Genomic DNA, 12036 nt, shown 5'->3' on the forward strand with positions numbered 1-12036 from the left:
TTTTTCCTCCTTACTGTTCCACATCTCGCAAACTGAGACCGATACGGCCTCTTTCCCGGTCAATGCTGATCACTTTAACTTTTAGAATATCTCCCACTTTGACCACTTCCAGCGGGTGTTTGATATAGCGGCTGGTGAGCCGGGAAATATGAATCAGGCCATCCTGCTTCACACCGATATCTACAAAAACGCCAAAATCAACGATATTTCGTACAGTTCCGGTGAGAATCATACCTTCTTGCAGATTGTCCAGGCTGGTCACATCCTGGCGGAAAATGGGTTTAGGTAAATCCTCCCGCGGGTCGCGCCCGGGTTTTTGCAAGGCCTCAAAAATATCCCGCACTGTCGGCACCCCCGCTCCCAGTTCCGCTGCTACCTGCTGCGGATCCAGCTGAGCCAGAGCCTGGCTTAACGCCTTTAACCTTTCGGGTTGCCTCAAATCAGCAGGTTGAAAGCCGATTCGGGCCAGAATTTGCTCCGCCAGCCCGTAGGACTCCGGATGGACAGGAGTATTTTCCAGAGGGTTGTCCCCATCAGGAAGCCGTAAAAAACCGGCACATTGCACGAAAGTCGCTTGACCCAAACGGGGCACCTTCAACAGCTCGGCCCGGGTACGAAATTTGCCGTGCTGTTCCCGGTAGGCTACAATGTTTTTGGCTACATTGGTCTTGATGCCGGCTACATATTGCAGTAAAGCAAAAGAGGCTGTATTCAAATCTACCCCTACACTGTTTACAGCCGATTCCACTACCTGGCCCAGTACTTCCTCCAGCCGTTTGGGATTGACATCATGCTGGTATTGCCCGACGCCAATGGATTTGGGCTCGATTTTCACCAGCTCGGCCAGGGGATCCTGCAACCGGCGGGCAATAGAAACGGCGCTTCTCTGGGTCAGGTCAAAATCCGGGAACTCCTCCGCCGCCAGTTTGGAAGCAGAATAGACAGAAGCCCCGGCCTCTGAAACAATGCAGTATTGTACTGGCAGGGAATATTCCCGAATGGCTGCTGCTACCACCTGTTCAGTTTCCCGGGAAGCAGTGCCATTGCCAATGGCAATCAGGTCTACCCCGTGGTCCTGTACCAGCCTGGCCAGTTCAGCCCGGGCTTCGGCCTCCTGGCTCTGGGGCGGATGGGGATAGATCACTCCTATGGCCACTACTTTTCCCGTTTCATCCACCACCGCCAGTTTGCAGCCAGTGCGATAACCCGGGTCAATCCCCAGCACTTTTACATTGCGGACTGGTGGTTGTAAAAGGAGTTGTTTCAGGTTAGCACCAAAGACCTTGATCGCCTGTTCCTCCGCTTTTTCCGTCAGTTCCTGGCGCAGCTCCCGTTCAATAGATGGTGCCAGCAGGCGTTTATAGCTATCATTTAACATCTCGGTCAGCACTTCGGCAAAGGGTGAAGCTGAATCTTTGATAATTTGGCCCCTTAACCAGGCCAGAATAGGTCCTTCTTCCACCGCAATGCCCACCTTCAGCACTTCCTCCTTTTCTCCCCGGTTGATGGCCAGCACCCGGTGGGGCGGAATGGATTTCAGGGGTTCCTGATAATCAGCATACATATCAAAGGGGGTGATCCCTTCTTTTACTTTTTTGGCCTTAATATAGCCGTGGCGCCGGGTATATTCCCTTAAATACTGCCGGTATTCCGCCTGGTCGGAAACTTCTTCCGCCAGGATATCCAGGGCTCCGGCCAGGGCTGCTTCAGCGCTCTCCACTCCCAGGTCCGGGTTGACAAAAGCCTGAGCTGCTACTATTGGCGACCCCGCTGCCGGATCCTGGGCCCAGAGAATACGGGCCAGAGGCTCCAGCCCTTTCTCCCTGGCTACCGTCGCCCGCGTCCGCCGTTTGGGCCGGTAGGGGCGGTAAAGGTCCTCCACCTCCGACAGGCGGGTCGCCTGGCGAATGGCCGCTTCCAGCTCAGGAGTCAGTTGTTCCAGTTCCGCAATGTGGCGGATAACATCCTCTTTGCGTTTTTCCAGATTGCGCAGGTAATTAACCCGTTCCGCAATCATGCGGATCTGGTTTTCATCCAGTTCTCCTGTGGCTTCCTTGCGATAACGGGCAATAAAGGGCACTGTATTTTCCTCATCCAGTAATTTGATGGTATTCTCCACCTGCCAGGGTTTTAGCCCTAATTCAGCAGCAATTAGATTGGCAAACACCAACCAGCCCTGGTTCAAAAAACTTGACTATTTTTATTTTCAGTCAAGTCGGCCCCCAGACCAGGCTTTCGCCTCCTTTCCGAATACTTGATTTGCCCCCGCGGGGCAGGGCGACAGGGGACCTCGGCCCGGGAGTTCCACCCGGACGGGAGTACTGCACCGGTTTTTGCTGACCTCCCAGTGGGAGTATAACTCCGCCTCCCGCGTCCTGTTAGGACGCCTACCGGTTTCTCCGACACCGGCTAAACGGGGTCACCGTACGGACAGGGCCAATAACTTCAGGTCAGGCCAGACGGAATTATACGCCTCCTGCTCACTCTGGGCAAGCCCGTTATGCACAGGAAGCCTCTCCTCCAGCCGCCTCAAGCAGGCCCTGACCCCACGGGTCATCCCTTTTCCTTCCCCAGGTCTATCAGGATTAACCTTCCGGGTCAGGTTTTGCTTGATTTGCGATATCAGTTGCCTGAGTTCTTCAGTCACCCGTTCCCTGAACCCCATTGCCCGGCGTCCTGTAACCAGTGCCGCCGCGCAATGCACCGGAACGGCGTAACGTTTCATATACTTCCAGTAACCTATGGTTGAAGTATGCCGGGGTGATACTAACTTGAAAGGCACCCCTTCTTTTGTCGCTCTCCGATACATTGCTCCTACCATTTTCGCAAATGGAAAATTGGAAGCCATGCGGTTAAACTTTTTATTAGTGTCCAGCCTGTCTTTGCCAAAGTTCAGGTTTTCTAAAACAATGGGTTTGCCTAAAAAGAAAGCTATATCTACCACTACTTTGGCTAAAACGCCTATCAGGTAGCTACGCCGGAAGCTGGAAGCATGGGCTAAGTCTGGTATTCTGATATAAAGAAAGCCGTTCGGGTAAGGGATAACCTGAAACTCTCCTTCGTACTTGCCCAGGTTGCCGGGATAAGGAATATTAAAACCCTCCGGCCACGGTTCCGGCTGGCCGGAAGCGCTAACGTTACACAGGGCTACCCCATCAGGGTTTGTGTCTATAGCCAGACAACCTTTAGCAAAGTCCGGTTCCTGCACCCTGACCACTTCAAATGTCAAATGTACCAAATAGCGTCCTTCCAGGGTGCGGATCAGTTCTACCGCATAGGGTAACTTCATGGTCAGCCATATCTGCACCAGTTCCCGGTGTTTTTCCGGCAGCCACAACTTGCCCTCAACCCTGGGGGCCTGGCTCATCCTGGGGCGACCAAGTTTATCTATGCCTGTCTGTTCAGAAAGGTGGGAGAGGGAAACCGCCAGGCGGAAGTCCTGTCCGTCATAAAATATCTTAATGTTGGGGTTGCCTCCCTTGCTCTCGTCTCCCCGGGAGTTGAGGCGGTTCCTGCGGGCGTGCCGCCATTTTTCACGGGCGGCCCGGCCCTGGCAGACCTTTTCCCACAGCCTTCTGCCCCCAAAGACTACCTCTGGTATTGTACCCTTCTCCTGGTAATCCTTCAGTTCAGCCAGCCTTTTTGCCAGTGAAACCACCCGCTTGTTCCGCCCCTTGACTGCCAGGCGGAGCTTTTCAATAACTTCTGAAGCAGCCCCCTTTTCCTCTGCCTTCGCCAGTTTCCTCATAGCCAGGCTGAGCTTCTTCCTGGCCCGGCCCAGTTTCTTTTCTGTTTCTTCATTTTCTAACTTCAGCAGTTCTGTTTGGGAGTCCAGCAGTGCCTGTGCTTTAAGTCTGGCGTCATCGACAAAGCGGGAGTTCAGCCCGAAAAGTTCTTGTCCTGACTTCTTGATTTCATGGCGGGAAGCACCTTCCAGGAGCCGGTTAAAGGCCCACCGCATACAGGCACAGAAGAGACGCATCTCCGTAGTCAGCGGGTCTTCTTCGCCCCGGCTCCATTTCGAAGACCGGTGAGCCGGGTAAATCTCCGGAAAAAACTCCCCGCACACAGTTATGCTAAATTTGTTCTTCTCGTGTTTCTCTGGCATTCCTGATCAGCTCCCCGAAACCCTGCCGGACTTTGCTGCTTCTCCAATGGATAATAGTTCCATACCTTTAATGTAGCAAAACAGTTAAATACAATCAATTATAGTCTAGTTTTCTGAAGCTGCTGCTTACCTCCTTTTTTCTTTCTGCCTCAGGTTAATTATAACAGAAAAGGCCGGCAGGGAAAAACCGGCCAGCAGCGAATATTAACACTAATGGGAGCAGATGGAGGGAGAAAAAATGAGCAAAATCGCCGAAAACATCATCCTTAACTCCATTCACAATCAAGTGCTGGGTATAGACCGGGAAGGCCGGGTGATTGTCTATAATAAATCCTGTGAACGGGTTTTTGGCTGGCCGATGGAAGAAGCCCTTGGCCGCCACATTTCCGAGGTAGTACCTAAAAGCGGTTTAATTAAGTGCATGGAAACCGGCAAACCCCATATCGGCCGTAAATTTTACTCTAATGGCGCTTTGTTTGTGGCCAATCGCACCCCCATTATTGACCAGAATGGGGAAATTGTCGGCGCCATCGGGGTGGCCCAGGAAATCACGGAATTACAGACCATCGCCGATGAACTGGAAAGCGTCAAGGAATTGAAAGGCATCCTGGAGACAATCCTGGAAGCCGGATACGAGGGGTTTATTGTTATCAATGAAAAAGGCCAGGTCATCATGATCAATAACGCCTTTGCTGAACTGGTCGGTATCAACCCTAATGAAGCCATTGGGTTGCACATTTCCCAGGTGGTAGAGAATACTAAGATGGATACCGTCCTGGAAACTGGCACCCCTCAGATAGGGGAAGTAATCAAGCTAAAAGGTCGGGAAATGGTGGTCACCCGCCACCCTATTATCCGCGATGGCAAAATTATCGGTGCGGTGGGTAAGGTAATTTTTAAAGATGTCAATCAATTAATTGCCCTGGCCGATAAAGTTCAATCTCTGCGGCGGGAGCTGGATTTTTACAAGGAGGAATTAAAGCGTTACCGAAGCATTCGTTACAGCCTGGATGACATCTGTGCCCAGAGTCCAAAAATGCACCAACTTAAAGAAACTATCCGCCGAGTAGCTCGCGGTCCTTCCACTGTCCTTATCCGTGGGGAAAGCGGGACAGGCAAGGAATTGATCGCCCATGCCATCCACCAGGAATCCCCTCGCCGCTCTGGACCTTTTATCAAAGTTAACTGTGCTGCTGTACCGGAAACCTTACTGGAATCAGAACTGTTTGGCTATGTAGATGGAGCCTTTACTGGCGCCCGCAAAGGCGGTCAGGCTGGTAAATTCGAATTAGCCAACGGGGGTACTATTTTCCTGGATGAAATCGGGGATATGCCTTTTGCCATGCAGGCCAAGCTGTTACGGGTATTACAGGAAAAGGAAATTGAGCGCCTGGGTGACAGCCGCCCCCGTAAAGTGGATATCCGCATCATTGCCGCCACTAACCGTAACCTGGAAGAGCTGATCGAACAGGGACAATTTCGTCAGGACCTCTACTATCGCCTGAATGTGGTTACCCTGAACGTACCGCCTTTACGGGAACGGAAAGAGGATATTCGCCTGCTGGTAGAACGATTTATTGAGAAATATAATAAACAGTTCGGCTTAAAAGTTACCCGCCTCTCTCCCCAGGTCTGGGATTTGTTCTTGACCTATCACTGGCCTGGAAATGTCAGGGAACTGGAAAATGTAATGGAACGAGCCTTCAATGTGGTAGAAGGACAGCAAATCGAGCTCAACCACCTGCCCCCCTATCTGCACCAGGGATCAGAAAAATCCGGCCTGGTAGATGGCACCCCATTACCGGAGTTACTGGCAAAAATCGAGGAAAAAGCCATCCGGGAAGCTCTGGAAATGTCAGGCGGCAATCGGGCCCAGGCTGCCAAACTGCTGGGAATCACCAGGGCCTGGCTCTATAACCGCCTGAAATACTATGGCATAGAATAAGGGGGTCCGGCAGGACACCCCCTTACTTTTTCGCCGCTTCCACCAGCGCGGTAAACAACTTTAATTGCAGGGGGTCTTTGGCCCACATGGCTTCCGGATGCCACTGGACCCCCAGCACAAACTTGTGGTTTTCACTTTCTACCCCTTCGATAACCCCATCAGCGGCCTGGGCAGTCACTTTCAAGCCATAGCCCACCTTATTCACCGCCTGATGGTGCATGCTGTTAACCCGCACTTCCCGGCTTTGTAAAATCCGACTCAATAAACTACCATTCTTGATACTAACTTTATGACTGGCATACCAGCGCGGTGCTTCCTGGCGGTGTTTCAACACCCTGTCCAGCTGGCTATTGATATCCTGATACAGGGTCCCGCCCATGGCTACATTTAATACTTGCATACCCCTGCAGATAGCCAGAATGGCCAGATCTGCCTTCAAGGCCTGTTTGGTCAGTTCCAGTTCAAACAAATCCCGCTCTGGAGTAATCTCCCCCAGCCCCGGTACGGGTTCCTCATCAAAGAAAGCCGGATCCAGGTCACCTCCGCCACTTAAAATCAGGCCGTCCAGCATGTGTAAAATCTGTCCCGCGCATTCAGTACAGGCTGCCGGCAAAATTACCGGCATGCCGCCAGCCGCTTCCACCGCCCGAGCATAATCCACGTTCAGGGAATGGACTGTGCCATTATTAATCAAGTTACAGGTAATGCCAATAATCGGGCGCATCGCGGCCCCCTCCTTAAAATTCCAGTTTCTCATTCACTTCCAGACCGCCTTTGTTGATTACCAGTTCCAGTTTAATACTGCGGGCATTATCAGTAAAAACAGTACGGCCTAAGGGCAATATGAGCTGCCCTTCCTCCAGCTTCGGGGTCAGGGTCATAGTCTCACCCCGATCATTGGTGGCCGTTGCCGCAACTACCTCCAGCTCTGCTCCTTCTGTTTTCGCCGCCAGAATCACCGTGCCAGTGGCATAGTCAATGGTTTTCAGTTGCCAGACCTGGCCATCGATGGTCTGGGGCTGAGCCTGCTGGTCACTCAATTCGATATTGCCATTATCATCCTTGCTGTTAGTCATCCAGCCCAGCCATTCCACCTGCCAGGAAAATTTCTGCTGTTCAGTAGGTACTTCCATTCGCTTTAACATTAGAGCCGTGGGCAAGGTCTTCCCATCAGCAGCTACTGCCCAGAGAAACTGGTACTGACCTGGCCCGGTCTTATTCAGCTGGCTCACCTGGGAATGGCCGGTTACCTCTTCTTGCCCTTTCAAGAAGACAAACTCCATACCCTTTAATTCAGTATATTCCGGCTTTAATGTGATTGTTCCCTTGACTACATGCCCGAATTTTTCACCATAGATGGGATTGTCAGTGCTATTAAGGGAAACTTCAGAGATAGTAATATTTCCCACAGGGGTCGTGATAGTTTTCTCTAATTTCAGTACTTTGCTATCCATTTTTTCCTTATCTTCTTTTACTACCGGCTGTGTCTGAACCACCTGGGCCGGTTTGGTCCAAACGGGAGTCTTCACACCCTCCACTTTAGGAACTGGACTGGTACTATAAAAAATTGCGTGTCCGGCCAGACTTAATAAGGCCAGCAAAACTAACCCCGGAACCAGCCCTCCCTCTGCTTTTTGTTTTAATTGCAGTTCCTCCCCTTGACACTGGGCCATAGGCTCCATCCCCCCTAAAACCTTTACTATTTACTAAATATTCGCTCTTCTTCAATTAATTCCTGCCGTAACAATCAAAAAAGCCTTTGCCGGACTGGCAAAGGCCTTTCTGTTTTTAGTTTTTAGTAACGAGCCAGATAGTTGTCCAGTTCCCACTGGGTAACCTTGGTGCGGTAGTCATCCCATTCAGCAGTTTTGGCTTCCACATACTTGCTGAAAATGTGTTCACCCAGAGCTTCCCGGACCAGCTCGCTCTTTTTCATTTCTTCCAGCGCTTCTTGCAAGGAGCCGGGCAGGCTGGCAATACCTTCAGCAATTCTTTCTTCCTCGGTCATATCGTAGATATTGCGATTAGTAGGAGCCGGAGGCTCAATCTTGTTGAGAATACCATCCAGACCAGCAGCCAGAATCACAGTCAGAGCCAGGTAGGGGTTGCAGGCCGGGTCTGGGTTTCTCAGCTCAATCCGGGTGGACATGCCCCGTTTGGCCGGAATCCGAATGAGCGGACTGCGGTTTTTGGGAGACCAGGCTACATAGACAGGGGCCTCATAGCCCGGCACCAGCCGCTTGTAGGAGTTGACCAGCGGGTTGGTGATGGCCGCAATGGAACGGGCATGCTTAACAATACCACCGATAAAGTACATAGCATCCTTGCTCAGCTGGTACTCCCCATTGGGATCGAAGAAAGCATTCTGCCCGTTTTTGAACAGGGAGACATTGGTATGCATACCGGAACCGTTAATGCCAAAAACAGGTTTCGGCATAAAGGTGGCATGCAGATTGTGCATTTGAGCGATTGTGCGCACTACAGTCTTGAAAGTTACAATATTGTCTGCAGTCCGCAAAGCATCAGCGTATTTGAAGTCAATTTCATGCTGGCCTTCAGCCACTTCGTGGTGAGAAGCTTCGATTTCAAAGCCCATTTTTTCCAGGGTCAGAACCATATCCCGGCGGGCATTTTCACCCATGTCAACAGGAGCCAGGTCAAAATAACCGCCTTCATCATGAGTAATAGTAGTAGGTTTGCCCTTTTCATCCTTATGGAAAAGGAAAAATTCACATTCGGGACCCACATTCATGGTATAACCCAGTTCAGCGGCTTTAGCCAGCATCCGCTTCAGGGTACCGCGAGGACAACCGTCAAAGGGCTTGCCTTCAGGAGTATATACATCGCAGATCAAGCGGGCCACTGCACCATCCTGAGGCCGCCAGGGCAGAACCAGGAAAGTATCATAGTCAGGCTTTAAATACATGTCGGATTCTTCAATCCGCACAAACCCTTCGATGGAAGAGCCATCAAACATCATTTCCCCATCCAGGGCCTTTTCCAGCTGTTCAACAGTGATAGCCACATTTTTGACAGTGCCCAGAATGTCCACAAATTGCAGGCGGACAAACTTCACATTGTTTTCCTGGGCCAAACGCAGTACATCTTCTTTGGTTAATGCCATTTTTCCACACACCTTCCTTTACTATAATAAATATACAAAAAATACAAAACGCCTTCAGGACACACCAACATAATATTGCCGGTGAACCCAAAGGCGCCATTGCCCTAACCAAGATACCCCTTTGTATCTTGCCCAGTATTTAATTACATTATCAGTATAACATGCAGGGTAAATGTTGACAAGAGGTTTAAAAATGTATACAGGATTATTCAGCAAAAGCCAGAATTATAGCTCTGGCTACTTCTGCCTTGGTTTGACGTTTGTCCATAGCCAGTTTTTGAATATAGCGATAAGCCTGTTCCTCTGTCATCTGACGGTACTTAATCAGCATGGCCTTAGCCTGATCCAGCAATTTACGGGTTTCCAGGTCGTCTTTTAAAGACTGAATCTCCCGGATCAGCTCCTGACTCTGACGAAAGCGGGCCAGAGCCAGGTCCACTGCCGGCAGCAAATTCAGTTCATTTACCGGCTTCAATAAATAGGAGACAGCCCAGCTGGTCTGTACTATTGTTCGCAGCTCCTCTGCTTGAGAATAATTGGCCAGTACCAGTACAGGGGCCAGCCGTTCCTGGTCCAGAATGCGCACCAGTTCCAAATAAGGCAAGCCAGGCAAATTGGTAGCCAGTACCACCAGATCTGGCTGAGTAGCCCGGGCCAGGGTCAAAGCCGTGGCACTGTCACTGGCCTCCCCAATAACAATAAAGCCAGCCCGGCTTAAAATTTCCTTGATTTTATTTCTGGTTCTGCCATCTTTTTCAGCTACCACTGTGCGCAACTGCACCGTTCTTTCCTCCTCTCCACTCCTTTATTTTAGCAGAAAAGCCTGCCCCTGAACAGGGCAGGCTTTCTCTCCTGCTATATTTCTTCCAACCCCAGGCTGATAGCAATAGCCCGGTTAACTTTTTCCATGATCTCCTCATCCAGAGTACTAACTTTCTCCCTCAGCCGGCTTTTATCGATGGTGCGAATCTGTTCCAGCAATATCACAGAATCCTTTTCCAGACCGCTGATTTTAGCTTTAATCTCCACATGGGTGGGGAGTTTGGCTTTACTGATCTGGGAAGTAATGGCCGCCACTATGGTGGTGGGACTATGCTGGTTGCCAATATCATTTTGCAGGACCAGAACTGGTCGAGTTCCGCCCTGTTCTGAGCCCACCACCGGGCTAAGCTCTGCGTAAAAGATATCACCGCGGCGAATCCGCATACTTATTCCCCCTCTGCCGCTTGCCACAGGGGAAGGGTTCCATCGACCTCCAGGCCCATATACTCGTTAGCCAGAGACAGGTTAATCGGGGCCATTTCCATATAGCCGCGGATCATTTGCTCCCTGATCTGCCGTTTTTTTCGTTCTGCTATATAGTGCTGGACAGCTTCACGAAATAACTGGCTGCGGTTCAGTTTTTCCGCTGAAGCCAGACCATCCACCTCAGCCAGCAATTGATCGGGCAGGCTGATCATCACCCTTCTGGATTCAGCCAAGCTCCACACCCCCTGTTAGGTTCATACCGTATATCAAGAGACCATGCTTTATTATATACGTCTACCATAGTATTGTCAATATTGGCAGACCCTATACAGTGACGTCCTCCCCTCAATAAATTGAGGGGCATCCTTAAGCGGATGCACGCAGGTTTTTATCCCCGCGCTTTGGTTCGTGGACTCCGTGCCATCCCAAACGGAACGACAGGACCACGAGCCGCGCCACACGGCCACTACTCCCCTTTATGGGAGATACCTTGTACTTCTTCTCGAAAATGTTCAAGGCCCCGTTCACGTCCGCCTGCGCCCTCCAGCCGCAGGAACACTCGTATAACCCCCGGCTTTTCCGGTTGGAGGACAAGACGCGCCCGCAGACGTGGCAAGTGACTGACGTACCTCTCTCATTCACGTCGTCCCGGACCACAATCCCCGCCAAAGCACCCTTGTACTTGAGCATGTTGATGAGCTTCCGGTACGGCCAGGCGTGCAGACGTTGGTTCAGCTGGTCCCCATAGTCGGTGCTTTCACGGATACCGTTGATGTCACCTATGGCTATCTCCTTCACGCCCCGCCGCACACACTCTGCAATGAAGTGGGACGTGGCTACGTGCAGTAACTGTTCTACCTGCTTCTTCTCCCGGTGCGCTACCTGTCCCCATCTCCGGGAATTCCGTTGAAGGCTGGCCCGTACCTTCTGCCAGTACCGCCTTATGGCCTTGACTAGCCTGCCGGAGTAAAGCGTTACCGTGCCATCGCCAAAGGCGCAGGCCATAAGGACCGTCTCCCCGAGGTCCACCGCTACTCTCTCCGTCCCGCTATTTTCACGGGCCTTAACCTCCACCACCAGACGGGCCTCTATCTGCCCGGAAATCTTGTCGTAGGTGATGGAAAGCTCCCGCACCCGGTCGTACTCAATACCAGGACGGTGAGATATGCGGAAAGAAACCTGTTTTACACCATCTTCCCGGCTGGTGCCCAGACTCAGAGTGACTCTGTTTTTATCTACCCTGAACCCGCTTTGGACATATTTGAGCGGAGAAAGATAATTTTTATGGCGGAAGCCGGGAGCCTTGTGTTGTGTGAGACCCTTTTTCTTGAGAGCAAAGAAAGACCTATATGCTTCCCGTACCTCATCACGGGTGAGCTGGACTGACATCGAGTAATACCCTTTGACCCTGGGTAGCTCCTTTAAGATGCGGTTGAGGTTCTTTCGAGAAATATTTACTTTCCCGTTTTCTTTGTACTCTTCCCGCAGGTGCCACAGGAGGCCGTTGTAGACCTTGGTGGCACAGAACATGGCGTCTTTTAGAACAGCTTCGGTCTGAGAATCTGCGTGGACCTGCGCCTTGAGAGTGATTAAAGGCATCCAATTACCTCC

The 12036-nt window shown here is 51.2% G+C and carries 10 protein-coding genes; 1 reads left to right on the forward strand and 9 read right to left on the reverse strand.

All coding sequences use genetic code 11. The features are described from left to right. Nucleotides 1–10: 10 nt before the first annotated feature. Together CTH_RS11695 and CTH_RS11700 are read right to left on the reverse strand one after the other, a co-directional pair. On the reverse strand, nt 11–2170 hold the full coding sequence (locus tag CTH_RS11695) for a Tex family protein (protein WP_078665306.1): 2160 nt from the start codon (nt 2168–2170) through the stop codon (nt 11–13). 249 nt (nt 2171–2419) lie between these two features. Further along, nucleotides 2420–4108 carry an IS200/IS605 family accessory protein TnpB-related protein gene (locus CTH_RS11700; protein WP_107754026.1) on the reverse strand — a complete coding sequence of 563 codons (1689 nt, stop codon included), beginning with the start codon at nt 4106–4108 and terminating at the stop codon, nt 2420–2422. Nucleotides 4109–4346: 238 nt separating this feature from the next. Between CTH_RS11700 and CTH_RS11705 the strand changes: the two genes are divergently transcribed. Beyond that, nucleotides 4347–6053: a sigma-54 interaction domain-containing protein gene (locus CTH_RS11705; RefSeq protein ID WP_107754028.1), complete on the forward strand. Its 1707-nt coding sequence runs from the start codon at nt 4347–4349 to the stop codon at nt 6051–6053. 22 nt (nt 6054–6075) lie between these two features. On the opposite strand, the gene CTH_RS11710 is transcribed toward CTH_RS11705, so the two are convergent. The 7 genes from CTH_RS11710 to CTH_RS11740 form a co-directional block, all read right to left on the reverse strand. Further along, nucleotides 6076–6777 carry a gamma-glutamyl-gamma-aminobutyrate hydrolase family protein gene (locus CTH_RS11710; protein WP_078665308.1) on the reverse strand — a complete coding sequence of 234 codons (702 nt, stop codon included), beginning with the start codon at nt 6775–6777 and terminating at the stop codon, nt 6076–6078. A gap of 13 nt (nt 6778–6790) precedes the next feature. Then, nucleotides 6791–7726, reverse strand: a complete 936-nt coding sequence (locus tag CTH_RS11715) for a hypothetical protein (protein ID WP_078665309.1) — start codon at nt 7724–7726, stop codon at nt 6791–6793. 122 nt (nt 7727–7848) lie between these two features. Next, nucleotides 7849–9177 carry a type I glutamate--ammonia ligase gene (gene glnA / locus CTH_RS11720; protein ID WP_078665310.1) on the reverse strand — a complete coding sequence of 443 codons (1329 nt, stop codon included), beginning with the start codon at nt 9175–9177 and terminating at the stop codon, nt 7849–7851. 205 nt (nt 9178–9382) lie between these two features. Further along, nucleotides 9383–9958, reverse strand: a complete 576-nt coding sequence (locus CTH_RS11725; protein ID WP_078665311.1) for an ANTAR domain-containing response regulator — start codon at nt 9956–9958, stop codon at nt 9383–9385. 74 nt (nt 9959–10032) lie between these two features. Next, the gene (locus CTH_RS11730; RefSeq protein WP_078665312.1) at nt 10033–10383 is read right to left on the reverse strand and encodes a type II toxin-antitoxin system PemK/MazF family toxin; all 351 of its coding nucleotides are present in this window, start codon (nt 10381–10383) and stop codon (nt 10033–10035) included. Nucleotides 10384–10385: 2 nt separating this feature from the next. Further along, on the reverse strand, nt 10386–10658 hold the full coding sequence (locus tag CTH_RS11735; RefSeq protein WP_278307548.1) for a CopG family ribbon-helix-helix protein: 273 nt from the start codon (nt 10656–10658) through the stop codon (nt 10386–10388). A gap of 133 nt (nt 10659–10791) precedes the next feature. Next, entirely contained in the window at nt 10792–12024 is a 1233-nt protein-coding gene (locus CTH_RS11740) for an RNA-guided endonuclease InsQ/TnpB family protein (protein WP_078665314.1), read from the reverse strand. Nucleotides 12025–12036 lie beyond the last annotated feature (12 nt).

The sequence above is a fragment of the Carboxydocella thermautotrophica genome, assembly GCA_003054495.1.
Taxonomy (GTDB): Bacteria; Bacillota.

Coding starts and splice junctions, on each gene's coding strand:
- CTH_RS11700 (WP_107754026.1), bottom strand. CDS start 4,108: ATGCCAGAGAAACACGAGAAGAACAAATTTAGCATAACTGTGTGCGGG.
- CTH_RS11705 (WP_107754028.1), top strand. CDS start 4,347: ATGAGCAAAATCGCCGAAAACATCATCCTTAACTCCATTCACAATCAA.
- CTH_RS11710 (WP_078665308.1), bottom strand. CDS start 6,777: ATGCGCCCGATTATTGGCATTACCTGTAACTTGATTAATAATGGCACA.
- CTH_RS11715 (WP_078665309.1), bottom strand. CDS start 7,726: ATGGCCCAGTGTCAAGGGGAGGAACTGCAATTAAAACAAAAAGCAGAG.
- glnA (WP_078665310.1), bottom strand. CDS start 9,177: ATGGCATTAACCAAAGAAGATGTACTGCGTTTGGCCCAGGAAAACAAT.
- CTH_RS11730 (WP_078665312.1), bottom strand. CDS start 10,383: ATGCGGATTCGCCGCGGTGATATCTTTTACGCAGAGCTTAGCCCGGTG.
- CTH_RS11740 (WP_078665314.1), bottom strand. CDS start 12,024: ATGCCTTTAATCACTCTCAAGGCGCAGGTCCACGCAGATTCTCAGACC.